Genomic DNA, 16,810 nt, shown 5'->3' on the forward strand with positions numbered 1-16,810 from the left:
TCTTTGCAAACTGACGACAAATATTATACGTATAAATTTATTGATAAAAATTGTACTACAATTTCAATTGATAAAGTAAACAGCGTATTATCATCTTCTAAAATTGAAAGCACAAAACCCATTACTAAAACGTATCGTGAGGTATTATTTACGTATCAAAAAAATCATTTTTTTTTAAATTTAGGAATTAATTTAATTTTTGGAACAAAAGTAGATGAACTTGCCAAAACGCTATTTCTTCCGTTAGATTTAATCGCTTCATTAGAGCAGAACGAAGCTGTTGCCGAGCCTAAAACCACGCTTTATAAAGCACCAGAAAACACTTTTATACCTTCGGTTTTCGATAGTATTTTTACGCTTGTGGTTGTTTTGGGAATAATCGTTTTATCGCAAAAAAAATGGTTAACCTACAGTTATTTTTTACTTTTAGGAATTGTAGGCTTATTCTTTTGTTTGGTAGGTTTATATTCGCTACACCAAGAGGTTTTATGGAATTACAATGCGTTTTTAATAAATCCTTTTTATTTGATTTTGTTTTACTTTTTAATCAAAAAAAACGCAAAAGGAATTCGTGTTACTGCAAAGTTATTATTTGTTTTTCATTTGGTTTATTTGGTTTATATGGTAAATAAAATTCACTTAAAAATTGTTGTTCCGTTTTTCGTTGCAAATTTGCTATTGTTATTTCAAATCTTAAGACAGAAAACTGAATTCGTAATTCGTAATTCGTAATTCAAATCTATTGTCCTCTAAAAAACAATACCGTACTTAATGTTTTTAGAATAATATTAAAATCGAGAAAAATAGAACGGTGTTTAATATAATATAAATCGTAGCGAAGTTTCATTAAGCTATCTTCAATATTTTCGCCATACGAATAATTTACTTGTGCCCAACCCGTAAGACCTGGTTTTATAACGTGGCGCGTTTTATACAAGTGAATATCTTGTGCTATTTGATTTACAAAAACAGGACGTTCTGGTCGAGGTCCAATAACAGCCATTTCGCCTTTTAGCACATTTATAAATTGTGGCAATTCGTCTATACGCGATTTTCGTAAAAACTTACCAAAAGGTGTAATTCTAGCATCGTTTACTGTGGCATAAACAGCACCGTTTTTTTCGGCATCTGTAACCATAGTTCTAAACTTAAAAATAGTAAAATTTTTACCATTTTTACCTACTCGTTCTTGTTTGTAGAATAATGGTCCTTTGTTCCAAAATATATTGAAAAAGCCTACAAAAGGAATAAAAACAAGCATTACTAAAAGTCCGAAAATTGAAAAAATATAATCTAAAAAACGACTAGACAATAAATACAATCGGTTTTTATTGTTTCGACTAAATGGGAAAAAACGATACAACTCGGCATCGTTATATTGTAGCGGTAAACGATTATTTACTTGCTCGTAAACATCGGCATATTTTTGAATTACAATTCCATTTTCGAGCAATTGTAAAAGCATTTGATACACTTCGTAAGTAATAGTAACTAAAGCAGAATTTGATACAATAACTTCTTTAATATGGTACTCATTAATAAAACTTTCGAACGAATTTATAGTTAATTGCTTTGCATTTGATGCTTCATCTATAACGGCAGTATTATTATCTAAAGGTAAAAAACCTGCTATTTTAAAATTTATATTTCCTTTACTTAACGATTTTATTTGGTCGTGAATTGTAGTACTATCGCCAATAAAAACAATACTTTTCGTAAACCTATTGGTAGCTAAAAACTGAATATAAAACCAACGCCATAAAAACAACGCCGAAAGAATTGCAAAAAAGAAGTATAAAATTTGCAATCGGTTTTCGGGAAGAACTGGTGTTATTTTTGGTGTTAAAAAATACAAAACACAAGTTACAAAAGTTGTAAGAATACAACTTCTAACCATTTGAACTCTGCTAGAAGCCATTTGCAAATTATACATTTCAAAAATAGTGCCTACTACAATTAAATAAAAGCTTAACACTATTGTCCAGTAGAAGTTCGATTTTGTTATTTGAAAATAATTAAAATTAGAAATAATGCCAATAACATATAATGCGAATAACACTACTGCAATATCAACTATTCGCAAGAGTATTTTTCGTTCAGAAATTTCGAAATGTATTTTTTTGTTAGATGGCATTTATATTTTATTGAAGCAGCAAAGTAATAAATATTTTTAAAAAGCGTATTACTTTACCATTAAATCGTTCCAAATCAATTTTACTTTTTGCCAATCGTAATTTTCCGAAGTATTACGAGCATTTTTTGAAATATTTTGTACTAACATAGGATTTTTTAATAACGTATCTATAGCTTTAACCATACCTTCTGCGTCGTTATCGTTTACTAACAAAGCATTTGTAGTGTGTTCTAGTAAAAATGGAATACCACCTACATTTGTAGAAACAATTGGCAAACCCAGTGCCATAGCTTCTATTATGCTAACTGGAGTGTTATCGAAGTGTGTTGTGTTAATAAAAACATCGTGCATTTGTGATAGTTTCCACCATTTTTCTTTAGACAGCTTTCCTGTAAAAGTTACAAAAAGTCCCAGTTCATTAGCCAATTGTTTTGTGGTTTGCATACTTCCATCTTTATCTGGGCCAACCATAGTTAAAGTTGTATTTGGATATGTTTTAGACAATTCTTGTAAGACTTTTATAGCCATTTTCGGATTGTAAATTTCAGCGAAAGCACGAACCCATAATAACTTTGGTTCAATTTTTTCTCTTAGTTGAAACTTGTATTTTTCGAGTTCAATGGAATTAGGAATATAAATTATATTTTCAAATCCCAACTTTTCAAACTCCGATTTTAAATAATTTGATGGCGCTACATTTTTGTAAGCGTAAGTAAAAATTAAACTACATAATTTTGGATTATTTTGTAATCGTTTGGGTAAATCGCCGCCATGTAAAATAGGTATATATGGAATTGCTCTAAAACGTGCCACTTGGCTACAAATAAAAGCATACCAAAAAGCCTTGGTGCTATAGGTGTCTATTAAAATGTAAGAAACATTAGGTTGTGTTAACGTTGCCCAAAACATGACCAACAACCGCAACACACTATTACTTTTTATTTGAATAAGAAACTACCGTATAGCCTTCTTCACACAACTGATTGTAAGGTTTCTACAGTGGTTTTATTATAGCCATGTTGGCTTAATTTATTGCCTAGGTAAAGAATACTTTCCTTCATGTATAGTAAAGTGAAAAAGAGTTAAGGAATAAATAAAAGCTGGTGCTGCAATCCTCATAGCCGCATGGTTTATGGTTAGTAACCAGAAAAAATAAAACGAAAATAGAAAAATATAATTCCGATTTGTATTAAAAAAAAGTATAATAGGTGTAAAAAACAATAAACCAAGTTCAATTATGCCAATAAATCCATGTTCTGCTAACATTCTAGTTATTTCATTGTGCGATGCTGCTTCTATGCCTGTTAATTCTTCTCTATATTCCTTGTTTTTACCAACACCAACTCCTGTAAATGGATTTTCTAAAAACATGGTAAATTCTGCTTCTGCTAATTCTTCTCTACCAGAAAACTTACTTTCTTTTTCTCTTCCTAAAGCATCTTTACTTTGATAACGATTTAGAATTAAACCATCTGTTTGAAAAATTGTATATAAAAACAATATAAAGATACTTACAGATGATATTAAAAAAGTAAAACTTAATTTTATTTTAGCTTTAATATTAACTTTAAAAAATGTAAAAAAAAGTAACCCTAAAATCATGCAAACACCAGTAATAACACCTCCTCTAGAAAATGTAATAACGCCTCTATAAGTAAAAACGAGTATTAACAATAAATGTAAAATCTTTAAAAAAAACGAATTTGAAAAAAACAAGAATCGAACAAAGGCTACGAACATTCCTAAACCAAAAATAGTAGAAACTTGATTGGGGCCAAATCCACCTGAAGTAGCAGAGTTTGAATCGGTACCAGTTATTACCGCCTGTATATCGGGGTTATACAAAAAAACATACAATGTCATTGTAATTATCGGGTATAACATCCACTTTGTTAACGTATCAATGTCTTGTAAATCTATTTTCTTATCAATTGTGTAAATTGATGATATTCCTAAACAAATAGCACCTAATAAATTAAATACTATAGCTTTTCGAATATTTGTATCAAAATTCAATTGATATATACCATAGATAACTCCAGGAATTAATAGGATTAAAAAAATAACATAAATCCATGCTTTCTTTGAAAATCCATTAAAATAAATGCCCAATAAAGAAAAAACAATTACACAATATTTAGCAAACTCATTACCTATATTACCTTTAGTCATTCGTAAAAACACTTCTACCGCTACAACATAACCAGCCCAAAATAAAACTTCATTGTTTTTATTTTTATTTTTAATGATAAAAAAAACGCCACATGCAAATATTAATGCGGAATATGCAAATGATAAAATTTTAAAATTATAAATTATCAAACCCAACAAAATATGTAAAAGCATTATTTTGATATAAGGACTAAAAAATATTTCTTTAGTTTGCATTTGATTAAATGTTATTTTAAAACTTGGTTTTCTAAATTTTCTAAATAATGTTTAAAGGTAAAATTTTTACTTAATTCAGTACATTTTAATGAGCATTTTTTTAACGATTCCGATGGCGTTGTAACAGCTTTTTGAAAAATTTCAACATATCCATTCTTTACAGTTACATCCCATACAAAACCATTTTCTTGAGTAATATAATGCGGTATACTGCCTACATTAGATACAACTGGAACGACACCATAACAGGCAGCTTCTGCAACAGCTTTTGGAAAGCCTTCAGACTTTGAAGGTAATAATAAAAAATGAGAATTTGCTAAAATTGAATGAACTTCATTACTTTCTAAAAAACCATGAAATATAACTTTATCTTCTAAAAACAAAGTTTGTTGTTTATAAAAATCTAATAATGTTCCGTTACCAATAAAGTGAACTTTCTCTATTTTATGTATAGGAATACTTCGTAAAGCTTCAATGCAAACTGTAATACCTTTGGCTTCTTCCAATCGCCCAACAAAGTTATTACAAAAGGTTTATTGAAAGTTTTTGTTCAGAAAACTTTCAATCCGTACTCAATTTCGATTTTCTGTCAAACATGGGTTCTCAAATGACAAGCAGTGACTGGGTTGATTTTCCCAACAACCATTAATAGTTACTTTACATTTTGCAAAATTTTGTTGCAACCACCATCTTTGAATTCGGTATGAGATGGGCGGATTTTTTTGTTTCCAATTGCCTGCATATTTTACCCAAAAAGTATATTTTCTTGGAAATACAAAACTAAAAAGTGGCAACAAAAATAATCCCATACTCGTTGGCAAACGCAATTGCACTTCAGTAGCTCCATTTATATTTTTATAAACTATTGCAATTATTTTTGGAATCTTAATAAAAATTTTGAGTTTATCTAAAAATGATTTTCCACCATAAGGAGGAATTGCTTCAAAACGTATATTTTCTTTTGAATAAGGCAAAGCACTCAATGGAGCTTTATCATCATAAAAGCATCCTATGTGAATAATTTCTTCCCAATAATCGGCTAAAAAATTTATTTCATTAATTGTAGAACCCCAACCTACAATTTGATTATTAGAATTCTTGTAATGTTCTGTATGCGATATGATAACTAATTTTTTATACTTCATTGCTCAATTATCTTTACATACTTTTCTATAACTTTTTTCCAGTCAAATTGATATGCCCAAGATATTGCATTTTCAGAAAAATTCGCATAATCATTTAGAATTGAATGAACAGCTTTTAAAATTTCTTCTTTATTATGTGGATTCACTAAAAATCCCGAAAAGTGATTATTTATTGCATCTACTATTCCTGAATTATTAGAACCAATAGCAGGCAAACCAACACTATTAGCTTCTAATATTGCAATTCCAAATCCTTCAAAATCGTTTTTTACAATATCACTTAACATAATAAAAATTGTTCCTTCTCTAAGTAATTGCATTTTATCGTCATCTTCTAGTTTTCCATGAAAAGTGACATTATGTTCTACATTCAATTCTTTAGCTAATTCTAAAAAATCAGATTTTTCTGTTGGTATACCAATACAATGATAATGAATACTTGGAAAATATTCTTTTAATAAAGGTAAAGCTTTAATTACATTTTGTTGCCCTTTTCTGTAAGTAACATTCCCTACAGTAACTAAATTAATTTCATTTGAAATTGTTCTTTTTTCTGCAATCGTATTAATTTCAATACCATTATTGATAACATCAATTTTAAGATTCGGGTTGACTTGTAAAGCATATTCTTTTGTAAAATTTGAAACTGCAATTAAATTATCGTATTTTGATAAACTCCATTTTGTAAGTTTTTGCACAATATGATTTCCTGCTTTCAATTCTGAACCATGTAAAACCGCTATATATTTTTTATTTTTAAAAAATAACTTCAAAAATGCTCCAAGCCATAAAGAAAACTTTCCAGAAGAAATTACAACATCGTTCCTTTTAATTAGAGAAAATGCCTTTTTAAATCTATTTATATAAGTGAGAAAGTTTCGCTTTACACGAATAATTTTAAAAAATTGCGCTTCATCAAAACCATCATCTTCTTTTATAGAACGGTAATCTGCCAAAACAGAAACCTCATAATTTGATTTTTGAAGATATTTTGCTAATAAAAAGGCGTGATTCCCTATACCACCAGGAAGTGGAGGAAATTCTGATGTTACAAGAAGAATTCGTTTAGATTCTATAGCCACTCTATTTTATCTCCTTCTTTTAGTTTGACGGAAGCTAATCGCCAAGATTTTAAGACTTGAATTAAGACCAAAGGTAACAAAAATGGTAGCAAAACAAAGGCAAACAACTTTAAAGCTTTACTCTTTTTAAATTGGTAAGGAATTAATGAAGGCATAATTGAGACTAAAATGTACCAAATTGACAATTGATTTCCAAAATATTTTCGAGATAAATACAAAACACTTGGTACCGGTCTGGGTCCGAAAAGTTTTTTGGGGCGCCAGCCATCCCAACTTCCCATTTGTCGTAATCCGCCTTGGTTAACTTTTAAATGGATTCGTTTGGCTCTATAATTTGAAATATTTTTAAATCCTGCTAAATAGCACCGAAGTCCAAATTCGCCATCGCCCATGCGTTGTTTTTCAAATTGTCTATCAAATAAACCAACTGTACTAAAAACTTCTTTTGATAACATCACATTTCCTGTATCCAGTTGATCACTCCATCGAAAATAGTTATAATGTTCAGGAACTTCAGCTCCAACTGTACTTATTGAAACACCACTCGATAAATCGGCATTAAAAAAATCTAAGGTTTTTAAATGTTCCTTTATCCAATTGGGTTCTACTAATGAATCATCATCATATAATAATATATATTCTCCTTTTGATGCTTTTATGGCTTCATTTCTTGCTTTCCACAAAGCTTTATCTTCTTGATACCAGTATTTTAAATCCAATTCCCATTCTTTATAAAAATCGTCTTTAAAGTTATCGGTTTGGTCAACCACAATGACTTCAAAATTTTTATAGGTCTGATTTTCTAAATCTTTGAAAACATCTATTAAATAGTCATACCGATTTAGCGTTGGAATAATCACCGAAACCAATGGATTACTTTTAACTAGTTCACTTTCATAGTTATCATAATCATTATATTTGAAATGATTTTTGAAGTAATTTTCACGCTTTATATGTCGAGTTTTCCAAAAAGCTTGAACTTCTACAAAAGGATTATGAAAAGTAACGAGTCTAATAATTAGCACATAAAACATCCAGGCTTTATGAAAATTTTTACGAAAAAAACGATACTCATCAATAATTGGAAGTTTATTATCTTCCCAAAAATTTAACCCTTCATTATTGTCTTTCACAATAAAACCAAGTTGAAAGGCACGCCAAGCTAAATCGTGATTTTGTGCTAGTTCACTTTCATAATTTTTATCCAATTCCAGCTGAAAAACATTTAATTTCAAAACGCTTTCTGCTGGAAAATAGCAATAATCAATTCTTGGTTTTAAATTAAAGTACCAAATCGGTTTAATATATTTTAAAAAATGAAATATCATTGCTAATTAATTGATTTTGCAGGTACACCAACTAATGTAACACCATTATTTTGAAAAGATGTTACAACACACGCCGCTGCACCAATAGTAATCGTGTTACCAAGTTGCAAAGGGCCAATAATTGAGGCATTAGCACCTAAAGTACAGTTGTCTCCAACTGTGAAAATAGAATCATTTGACCATTTATTGATACCTATACAATTTCCACCTACAAGAGTTAAATTATTTCCAATTTTACTTTTCCCAGAAATAACTATTCCTAAAGCTGGGTGTAAGATCAATAATCCGCCACCAACATTAGCTTTGTAATGAATATCTATATTAGAATAAGCTGTAATTGGAAGTATAAAAGGTAACAAAAGTATTCGTATAAATTTGTAATAATCCCCAAAAACTAGATACAAACTTCTTTCCAATCTATATAAAAAAACACCTAAAAAAGCGCGTGAAAGCCATACAAATAATAAGCGCCATTTTTGACGACCAATCATTCTTTGAACATCAGATATAAAATTACGAAACTGCGTCATATTTCTCTTTTATCAAATTCATTATTCCCGAAACTTGTAACGTTTCTTTCCATAATTCTCTATTTCGCAACTGCAAGGCTGCAAATTTATCTTCGGAGATTCTTTGATGAAAATCGGCAACTAGGGTAGCTATTTCATTTCGATTTTCCCATTCGACCCAAACCACATGATCTTTCCAATCGATACTATCATCAAAGGGCAACAAACAATCGGTATTAAGAAATATAGGAATTCTTCCCATCATAAGTGTTTCATAAAATCGAACTGAAAAATTTCCTGCACCACGCATACACAACACATAGTCCGAATTTTTTATGTTATTATAATACTCTTTTGTTGTCTTTTCTCTTTCTTTAATAGTTATTGCACCACCTCTATAATTTTCTCGATAAATAAAATTGGATTTTACTTTATTAGATTTTTCAAATTGTTGTAATATTTGATACCGTTCAAACGCTGATGGAAAAATTGGTTCATAATCATTGCGAAAAGGATTTTTAATAAAACGATTAATATTTTCCTTAGCAACTTTAATGTTTTCTTTAGTTCTTTTAAAGAAATGGTTAGATGCATGCCCACAGAAACCAATGGTTGCTATACTATTTTTTGATCTTAAAAAAATTTCTCTCTGTTGATATATTCTCTCGAAATGATCGGACAACATTACAGGAAACCCCTTATTATTGCATCCTAACTGAGAAGCAAAGCCACTCATTCTATAAAATATTATATGCTCAAAATTACCATAATTTGGCCCAAAATCGTCTGAAATATAACCAAATGCTTTTATTTTATATTGCTCACAATCTGTATTTATTTTTATTAATTCCTTTTGGGTATAAGTTTGAATAGGAAGTGGAATAAAAAATACAGTTGCCTTTTCTAATTTGGATTCATAAACAAATTTATTTGACACATTCCATCTGTTTTTTTCAAATTCATTATTTTCCCAACAATTATTACCCAAAAAAGGTCTAGTTAAAATAAAAAGACTTTTATTATTAACGGTTTCAAAATTAATATTGGGTATAAATATTTGCATCAATCAATTTGTATAAACGGTATTCGAACCAAATAATTTATTTAATTCTACAGCTACTTTTGGCGAGATAAACATAATATTAGTGATAATAGATTCGCGAAATTTTGATTCATTATTTCCATAAAAATTATAAGGAATATAATTTAGATTTCTTAAAAAAGAAATAACATCTTCTATTAAGCATTGCCCACTATAGGTTGGAATTAAATTTACTTCTGTATAGATAAAATCGATTTGGCAATTTTTCAACATTTCTACACAACCTTTTAAGGCGTTTAACTCAAATCCTTCAATATCTAATTTCAAAATATCAATTTTGTTGATATTATGTTCAGTACAAAATGAAGCTATAGAAGTTGTTGGTACTTCGATTTTTTCATATTTTCTAGCTAAATGATTTTTATGAAAATCGTTGGGTTCTAAAAAAGATGAAGTTCTTGCATTATTATTTTTATAAAAAAGCAAACGATTATTATTTTCACTCATTCCCATATTGTATGTGAAAATATTTTTGCTACATCCTGCTTTTTTGAAGTAAAGAATAAACCTCTGGATTGGGTTCAAATGAGTAAATATTTGCTTGATTAAACCGCCTATTAAATTGGTAGGTAACAAAACCATTATTTGCACCACAATCAAAAATTACGTTTGGCTTTTTTTGAAGTTTACTGTATAAAAAAACGAAATCGTCATATTCGTTTTTTATCAATTTTCTTTTCTATAGAAAATCTCATTTTCTATTCGCTTGAAAAAATTTTTCACAAAAAGAAATCGAGTAAAAAAGTTTTTGTAGTACATAAAATTAATGATGTTTTATATTATTTTTTTACAAAAAAATAATTTGAATTGTAATAAATTTCATTTTTAGGAGCATATTTTATTTTTCTGATACCATTTTGTTTTATATGAAAAAAATAGAATAATTTTTTTAATATCATTAAATATTTATACAAACGCCTGAGAAATAATAGATTGGATGGAACCGTGTTCTAACTGAATTCTATCAATTGCCTGATTTTCAATCATAGTAGCTGCTCCTTCTAATACATGAATTTCAAAACCTTCAGTATCAATTTTTAAAAAATCGATTTTATGAATTTTGTTCTTTAAACAATAGTTATCTAAAGTTTTTACATTAATATGTACTTCTTCCTAAATTTTTGTCATTTGTATTGATAAGACTCGAATCTACACCACCTAACTTACTGACATACAATGTAGCGATTTCTTCTTTGTTTCTAATGCAAAATTATTCAATACAACATTTTTAAAATTACCGAACTTCAGTTTAAGTTTTTCAAAAGCTTTTTCATCAGGTTCAAAGCAATGAATAGTGATGTTTTTTTTAGAAAAATAATGAAGTAATAACTCCAAATATGACCATTATTTGCTCCAACATCAAATATTACAACATTTTGAGTAGTTCATCTACCAATAATTTTATTACACTTAATTCTCAGAATGTAACGGACTATTGGCAGAACCATAATTCATACCTTTTAATGAAAAATAATGCTTAGTTTTTCAAAAAAATTGAAAATAAGTAGTTGCAAATATTTTGACAAAATTCTATAATAATTTTCTGTAAAATTCTAAAAACTCTTTTTGTTGCTTCTCTAAATTAAATTCTTGTTGAACTCGTTGAATAGCACTTTGTTTAATTTTTTGTTTTTCTATTTCTGATAAAGCGATAACGTCTTTCAGTTTTTCATATAGCAAGGTAGCATTTTGTTTTTGGGTACTACAAAACCTGTTATATTTAATACATTTTCACTCAAGCCCTCAGCATCTGAAACCACACCCGGAAATAAACCCATGGCTTGCGCTTCTAAAACGGCATTACAAAAACCTTCTTGCAAGCTATATTGTATGTAAATATCGGTTACGGATAATTTCTCTTTTACTTCTTTTGGTGAAAGTTTACCTGTAAAGGTAACCATATCTTCCAATTTTAATTGATGCACAGCAAATTGCAAACGTTCTTTTTCTTTTTACCGTACCTGTACTGTATAATGAAATCTACTCCCGTGCCTTTTAATACGGATAAAGCTTCTAAAACAAATTCTAATCCTTTTTTCCAATTCAATCTTGCGATTGTAGCAAATTGAATTTTATTATTTTAATGATGAATAATTTTGTATTTTAAAAAAATTAGTATTTATAGCAGGTGTAATCTTTTTCACATTATTTTTTCTTGCAATCCGTTTTTATATAACAATGCCTCAATATCATCAGAAATAACATGAATTTTCATTTTCTTTTTAAAAAGAAATTGGTAGCAATTGGATTCTTAATTGTATATATTCCAATATCAAACCCTCTAAAACTTACAGCCATTTTTGCACCAAGTACTTCTGCATTTTCTCTTCCAAGTGTCATGGTACCAAAACCAAAATGTAACCAATCTAACGGTTCTTTCAGTAAAAATTGATTTAAAAGTACTTGTTTAATATTTTGAAAAATGATATTTTTTATCTTGCTTATTTAATTGAAATAATTGCAAACTCTTTTTAAAATTAATAATCGAAAGTATCAATTGCTGTACTACTGTAGCGAAGAAAACCTTAACTTTATTTTCTAAATGTTTTTGGTGCCTCTACAATTTTCTTAATTTAAATAAGTAGCTTCTTCACTAGATTTACCTATAAAACAAAACCACTTTGTGACCCTTGTTGTAGTCCCAAAATTTTATTCTTGAAAAAGTTTCAGAATATGCGGGTAATGTTAGTGACCACTAAACCTATTTTCATGAGATTCGTACTTTATGATACAAGGCCAACATATCATTTATCTTTTCTCTGAAGTATGTTGATTTCGAATCGTCTCTTTGGCTTTTTCTACAATGTCATTTTTCTCATTATCAGATAATTTCACAATTCTAATAATTGTACTAGCCATTTTTTCAGAATTTCTTATAGGTACTATAAAACCATTAATCTCATTTTCAATCACTTCCTCCATTCCACCACAATTGGTAGTTAATACGAGCGTACCTAGCTGCATAGCCTCCAAAACCACATTTGCTATTCCTTCTTCAACACTGGGCAATACCAATAAATCGGCATTTTTAATTAGTTGCTGTACTTCATCAAATGATTTATTTGGTGTTACATAAACCTTATCATGCAAATTATTCAAATCAATTAAAAATTCTAATTCTTCAGACCCTTTTGCACCAATAATTTGATATTCAAATTCAAATCCTCTTTCTTTTAAAAGTTTACAACAAGCAATAGCATAATGATAACCTTTCACCCAATGATTTCTACCGATAGAAATAATTTTAAATTTTTCGTCAACATTTACATCAGTATCATTTCCTGTCAATTGGGGCAATCCACTATAAACTACAGTAACTTTTTCTCGAGCAACACCATATTTTTCTACTTCCCCAGCAATAGCTTTTGAAACCGCATGAAAACCATCAACCATTGGAAAATATTTAAGGTATTTTTCAAATATAGCACAATGTGTAATTGGCGAAATAGTAACATGTGTTCCTCGTAAACTTACTATAAATTTTATTCCAAATTCTTGAACCCAAATCCAATCTTCAATACTTTTTGCCCATTGTAAATGAAAAACATCGGGTTGATGCCACAATACAGGATAATATTTAATTTTAGTGATGGCTTTATTTTTATACTTCAATTTTATAATAGCATCTAGCTTTTGTTTATCTTTCTTTTTAAACAAAAAAAGTAAAATGCTATATTTTAGAAGTAAGAAATATTTGAATAAACGATTAGCTGAATAACCTTTTACATATATATTTTTTGAATAACGGGGTTTTGAAACTAAATATCCAAAAAGATATATTTGGCAATCTTTTTTTGCCAATCCAGTTATTAATCGTTCAACAAAAGAAGTCGAAGGAATAGCTCCAGAATATACTGCTATTTTTAAAGGTTTATTCAAAATTATTTTTATAAAACAATGATAAAGTTAACAACATGCTCAACGGATGCGAATAATAAACAGCGTCTTCATGCCTAAATTTAGTATAAATTTCGCTTACAATTTCTTTCGGAACCAATGAATTAAACTTATTATTTTGAAATAAATAGTTTTCTAATTGGTTTTCATTTTGTTTTCCTAAAAACTGTAATTCCCAATTGCGTTGAATAAATTTTTGAGGATTTATAGTTCTAGATAGTTTACTATAAACTCTAAATGGAAGATTATACGGAATTTTATTTAAATGGAAATTATAAAGATTAAATGGTCGGTGCTGTTGCCATTCAATTTTCGCGACTTTGGGGTTTCTACGTTTTATATATGCTATTTGAATTTGACGGCTCGCTAAATACTTTTCGGGAACCGAACAAATAAACTCGCACATTTGGTTATCATAATACGGTAAAGTAATCGGTTTAACCGATTCAAAAACACTTAAGTTTGTACTAGTCCACCTTGGCGCCCAATACAAACTTTTAAAAGCTCTAATTTGTGCATTAGCACTTTCCGAAATATCAATTTTACGCAATAAAGTAGAAAGTCGTTCTCTAAGATAATCTTCAAAAGTACCATCTAAATGCCACGATTGCCAGAGTTGATTAGCCATATCTAAACCTCCTTTTTTAATTACTTTTTTATATAGAACATCGATTTGACTTTCAAAAGACAAATTATCTGGCACACCCATATCATCAAACGACTTATCGCCCCAATGCCCCCTAAACTAAAAATATCTCCCATAGCCAACTCTTCCACAACTGCCATTGTGCTCTTCTTGGATGTGTAAATTCAGAATAGCAGCAGCCATTTATTTGTGCTAAATTATCAATCGTATTCCATAAATAGCCGATAGGAATTGTTAAATCAGTAAATGGGGGAAAATCACAAACTGCAGCAATTTTTTTCGTAATCACTTTCATTTAATCCCATTTTTGAAAACTGTAGCTATAAGAATGAACTTCTTTCTTTTAAATGATGCGAAGCAGCCACTTGTGTTTCGACTATCTAATCCGCCCGAAAGCGGTAAAATTACTTTTCGGTCTTGAACTTGGTCTTGAGATTATTGCTTCAAGAGTTTTGTAAATTCTTCGACTACTTGATTAAATGACCTTTCAATAGGATTATAATTCCATTTAAAATAAGCTTCTTTTGAAAGAATTTTATTTTTATCTAAAACATAGTTATGAGCAGGTAAAAGTGTTTTTTGATTTTCAAAAAAAGTGTCATCTTCTAAAAAAAAACCCAAAACTGTGTAAACACAAATTGCTTTGTAATCTAAATTGGTTTTTTCGCCTATAAAAATAGGTTTGCTTGGAATTATATTTGTTCTTAACGTGTGCATAAAGTTTTAAAAAATCACTTTTTTGCTAATTTAAGATATATTTTTTCATGAGACGTAATAAATTGTTGCATAGAGAAGTGGTCAACAACATAATTCCGTAATTCTTTTCCAATTTGTTGCCTTTCTTCTTCCGTTTTATTCATAATTACATTTATTTTTTTTGCTAACTCATCACAATTTTTTTTTTTGATTCAAATAAATAGCCTGAAAAATCTTTTAAAACAAAGTTTATCCCCGAAATATCTGAACCTAAAACGGGCACTCATACACATTGCTTCAACTAAAGCCATAGGCATTCCTTCTTTTCTTCCTTCTTAATGTTGGAATTACAAATCTGAATTTACTAAAAATGGACGAACATCTTTGTGTTTCCTAAAAAGATTATTTCTTCTTGTTTATCCAATGCAATAACTTTTTGTTGAAGTTGCTTACCGTAATCATTATTATTATCTCCTAAAATAGTTAATTTAATTTTTTGGATTATTTAATTTAAACGGCATCTATTAAAACTTCAATTCCTTTTACCGGAACTAAATTAGCCACTGTAATAATATTGAAAAACTTAGAATCATTATTTTTTTGAAAATGCTTTGAATTATAATAGTCTAAATCTATACCAATGGGTATTATTTTTGTGATTTTGTAGGGGAAAATAATTTTCATTTCTTCATTTATAGTAACGATAAAATCCGATAAAAAACTTCTAATTTTCCAATGAATATTTCCCCAAGACTCCCTTTTTTAGTATAAACAAACTTTGCTCCTCCTAATTTAGATCCTAAAACTTCTGTCCAATCACTACTCCAATGCCAAGAATGAACAATATCAAAGTTATGCTGTTTGATAAATTTTTTATAGGGTTTAATTCGTGACAAAATAGTCCAATAAGGTTTTGGTTTACAAGTAGTTTCTATAATATGAATGGGTAAATTTAATTTTTCAATTTCTGAAAAAAAAAGGCCTTCTTTATGTGAACAAGCAATATGCACATCAAACTTATCTTTAGGCAAACCCTTTGCTAAATCGTATAATACTTTACCACTACCAGCAGTGTTAAAATTGGGAATTGTATAGAGGATTTTTGTTTTATTCATTTTATATTTGAATTACACCTATACCATATTTTCTTTGATTAGGATTTTCAAAAAATTCAACATATTTATAATCCCTTTTAATTTCATTCCAAAGGACATCTACAAAACAATTTAATTTATGATGGTATTCTGTATTTGCAATATCATGAAACCCTATATAACCACCTTTTTTCACAAAAGATTTATACATTTCAAAATCAGATTTCACACCTTCGTAAGTATGATCTCCATCTATAAAAAGAAAATCTATCTTTGATCCGTTTAGTGCCTTTTCTAATCTTTCTAGAGTTTCCTTTTTATGTGAATCACCTAGTAAAATTGTAACTTTACTGTCTTTTTTATCACTTAAAAGGTATTTTAAAAACGGTATTTTTTTGGGATTAAAACCTCCACCGTGAATTCCGCCAGGTAAATCTATCGAAATCAAATGTTTAGGCTTTAAGTATCTTGCCCATATAAAGAAAGATCCTCCTTTTTTTGTACCTATTTCAACCACTGTATCTGGATTTGAGCTTTTAACAAACTCAGCAAATGACAAAAATTCACTTTTAAATTGATTTAAGGAAAGTCTATCGAAATGCCCTCTTCCAATATAATTTTGCGCAAAATCATATAACTCATTTAGATTAGTTATAGTAAAAGATTTTTTAATTTTATATTTAGAATACAATAAAGCAGGAAAATTAAACATATCTCTTTTTTTCATTTCCAATTCTATTTTGGTTATTGTTTAAAAATTTTCTTTTTTAATTTTATAATGAATCTATT

General features: G+C 28.8%; 19 protein-coding genes and 1 pseudogene. 1 reads left to right on the forward strand and 19 read right to left on the reverse strand.

What is annotated here, in order from left to right:
* Positions 1–732, forward strand: a pseudogene (locus tag R2808_RS10395) (hypothetical protein); the annotation flags it as partial.
* 7 nt (positions 733–739) lie between these two features.
* Here the strand turns inward: R2808_RS10395 and R2808_RS10400 are convergent.
* The 19 genes from R2808_RS10400 to R2808_RS10490 form a co-directional block, all read right to left on the reverse strand.
* The gene (locus R2808_RS10400) at positions 740–2,134 is read right to left on the reverse strand and encodes a sugar transferase (RefSeq protein WP_371270939.1); all 1,395 of its coding nucleotides are present in this window, start codon (positions 2,132–2,134) and stop codon (positions 740–742) included.
* A 48-nt stretch (positions 2,135–2,182) separates the two neighbouring features.
* Entirely contained in the window at positions 2,183–3,043 is an 861-nt protein-coding gene (locus R2808_RS10405) for a glycosyltransferase family 4 protein (RefSeq protein WP_371270940.1), read from the reverse strand.
* A gap of 120 nt (positions 3,044–3,163) precedes the next feature.
* Entirely contained in the window at positions 3,164–4,522 is a 1,359-nt protein-coding gene (locus tag R2808_RS10410; RefSeq protein ID WP_371270941.1) for an O-antigen ligase family protein, read from the reverse strand.
* Between the two features lie 11 nt (positions 4,523–4,533).
* Positions 4,534–5,028, reverse strand: coding sequence for a glycosyltransferase (locus R2808_RS10415; protein ID WP_371270942.1), 495 nt, complete (start codon positions 5,026–5,028; stop codon positions 4,534–4,536).
* Between the two features lie 66 nt (positions 5,029–5,094).
* Positions 5,095–5,667 (reverse strand): hypothetical protein, encoded by a 573-nt coding sequence (locus tag R2808_RS10420; protein WP_371270943.1) that lies wholly within the window; start codon positions 5,665–5,667, stop codon positions 5,095–5,097.
* Positions 5,664–6,749: a glycosyltransferase family 4 protein gene (locus tag R2808_RS10425; protein ID WP_371270944.1), complete on the reverse strand. Its 1,086-nt coding sequence runs from the start codon at positions 6,747–6,749 to the stop codon at positions 5,664–5,666. Before R2808_RS10425 ends, R2808_RS10420 begins: the two co-directional genes overlap by 4 nt.
* Positions 6,740–8,077, reverse strand: a complete 1,338-nt coding sequence (locus R2808_RS10430; RefSeq protein ID WP_371270946.1) for a glycosyltransferase family 2 protein — start codon at positions 8,075–8,077, stop codon at positions 6,740–6,742. The genes R2808_RS10425 and R2808_RS10430 overlap by 10 nt, the downstream gene beginning before the upstream one ends.
* Positions 8,078–8,079: 2 nt before the next feature.
* The gene (locus R2808_RS10435) at positions 8,080–8,607 is read right to left on the reverse strand and encodes a serine acetyltransferase (RefSeq protein ID WP_371270947.1); all 528 of its coding nucleotides are present in this window, start codon (positions 8,605–8,607) and stop codon (positions 8,080–8,082) included.
* Positions 8,591–9,649 (reverse strand): exostosin family protein, encoded by a 1,059-nt coding sequence (locus tag R2808_RS10440; RefSeq protein ID WP_371270949.1) that lies wholly within the window; start codon positions 9,647–9,649, stop codon positions 8,591–8,593. The genes R2808_RS10435 and R2808_RS10440 overlap by 17 nt, the downstream gene beginning before the upstream one ends.
* Before the next feature lie 3 nt (positions 9,650–9,652).
* The gene (locus R2808_RS10445) at positions 9,653–10,282 is read right to left on the reverse strand and encodes an FkbM family methyltransferase (RefSeq protein WP_371270959.1); all 630 of its coding nucleotides are present in this window, start codon (positions 10,280–10,282) and stop codon (positions 9,653–9,655) included.
* A gap of 312 nt (positions 10,283–10,594) precedes the next feature.
* A complete protein-coding gene (locus R2808_RS10450; protein WP_371270960.1) occupies positions 10,595–10,789 on the reverse strand; it encodes an FkbM family methyltransferase in 195 nt (64 codons plus the stop codon).
* 560 nt (positions 10,790–11,349) lie between these two features.
* Positions 11,350–11,625: a glycosyltransferase family 4 protein gene (locus R2808_RS10455; RefSeq protein ID WP_371270950.1), complete on the reverse strand. Its 276-nt coding sequence runs from the start codon at positions 11,623–11,625 to the stop codon at positions 11,350–11,352.
* 811 nt (positions 11,626–12,436) lie between these two features.
* A complete protein-coding gene (locus R2808_RS10460) occupies positions 12,437–13,567 on the reverse strand; it encodes a glycosyltransferase family 4 protein (protein WP_371270951.1) in 1,131 nt (376 codons plus the stop codon).
* A complete protein-coding gene (locus R2808_RS10465; RefSeq protein ID WP_371270953.1) occupies positions 13,560–14,294 on the reverse strand; it encodes a hypothetical protein in 735 nt (244 codons plus the stop codon). The genes R2808_RS10460 and R2808_RS10465 overlap by 8 nt, the downstream gene beginning before the upstream one ends.
* 31 nt (positions 14,295–14,325) lie before the next feature.
* On the reverse strand, positions 14,326–14,526 hold the full coding sequence (locus R2808_RS10470; protein ID WP_371270954.1) for a hypothetical protein: 201 nt from the start codon (positions 14,524–14,526) through the stop codon (positions 14,326–14,328).
* A 140-nt stretch (positions 14,527–14,666) separates the two neighbouring features.
* Positions 14,667–14,948, reverse strand: coding sequence for a hypothetical protein (locus R2808_RS10475; protein ID WP_371270955.1), 282 nt, complete (start codon positions 14,946–14,948; stop codon positions 14,667–14,669).
* A 489-nt stretch (positions 14,949–15,437) separates the two neighbouring features.
* On the reverse strand, positions 15,438–15,611 hold the full coding sequence (locus R2808_RS10480) for a hypothetical protein (RefSeq protein WP_371270956.1): 174 nt from the start codon (positions 15,609–15,611) through the stop codon (positions 15,438–15,440).
* 8 nt (positions 15,612–15,619) lie between these two features.
* On the reverse strand, positions 15,620–16,042 hold the full coding sequence (locus tag R2808_RS10485) for a glycosyltransferase family 4 protein (protein ID WP_371270957.1): 423 nt from the start codon (positions 16,040–16,042) through the stop codon (positions 15,620–15,622).
* 1 nt (position 16,043) lies between these two features.
* Positions 16,044–16,748, reverse strand: a complete 705-nt coding sequence (locus R2808_RS10490; protein ID WP_371270958.1) for a class I SAM-dependent methyltransferase — start codon at positions 16,746–16,748, stop codon at positions 16,044–16,046.
* Positions 16,749–16,810 lie beyond the last annotated feature (62 nt).

Origin of the sequence: Flavobacterium sp., assembly GCF_041392005.1 — a bacterium.
Taxonomy (GTDB): Bacteria; Bacteroidota; Bacteroidia; order Flavobacteriales; family Flavobacteriaceae; genus Flavobacterium.

Bases quoted from the DNA above. Each gene is read 5' to 3' on its own strand.
- R2808_RS10400 (WP_371270939.1), bottom strand. From the start codon at position 2,134: ATGCCATCTAACAAAAAAATACATTTCGAAATTTCTGAACGAAAAATA.
- R2808_RS10440 (WP_371270949.1), bottom strand. From the start codon at position 9,649: ATGCAAATATTTATACCCAATATTAATTTTGAAACCGTTAATAATAAA.
- R2808_RS10475 (WP_371270955.1), bottom strand. From the start codon at position 14,948: ATGCACACGTTAAGAACAAATATAATTCCAAGCAAACCTATTTTTATA.
- R2808_RS10410 (WP_371270941.1), bottom strand. From the start codon at position 4,522: ATGCAAACTAAAGAAATATTTTTTAGTCCTTATATCAAAATAATGCTT.
- R2808_RS10465 (WP_371270953.1), bottom strand. From the start codon at position 14,294: ATGGGTGTGCCAGATAATTTGTCTTTTGAAAGTCAAATCGATGTTCTA.
- R2808_RS10430 (WP_371270946.1), bottom strand. From the start codon at position 8,077: ATGATATTTCATTTTTTAAAATATATTAAACCGATTTGGTACTTTAAT.
- R2808_RS10490 (WP_371270958.1), bottom strand. From the start codon at position 16,748: ATGAAAAAAAGAGATATGTTTAATTTTCCTGCTTTATTGTATTCTAAA.
- R2808_RS10405 (WP_371270940.1), bottom strand. From the start codon at position 3,043: ATGTTTTGGGCAACGTTAACACAACCTAATGTTTCTTACATTTTAATA.
- R2808_RS10420 (WP_371270943.1), bottom strand. From the start codon at position 5,667: ATGAAGTATAAAAAATTAGTTATCATATCGCATACAGAACATTACAAG.
- R2808_RS10480 (WP_371270956.1), bottom strand. From the start codon at position 15,611: ATGAAAATTATTTTCCCCTACAAAATCACAAAAATAATACCCATTGGT.
- R2808_RS10470 (WP_371270954.1), bottom strand. From the start codon at position 14,526: ATGAAAGTGATTACGAAAAAAATTGCTGCAGTTTGTGATTTTCCCCCA.
- R2808_RS10485 (WP_371270957.1), bottom strand. From the start codon at position 16,042: ATGAATAAAACAAAAATCCTCTATACAATTCCCAATTTTAACACTGCT.
- R2808_RS10435 (WP_371270947.1), bottom strand. From the start codon at position 8,607: ATGACGCAGTTTCGTAATTTTATATCTGATGTTCAAAGAATGATTGGT.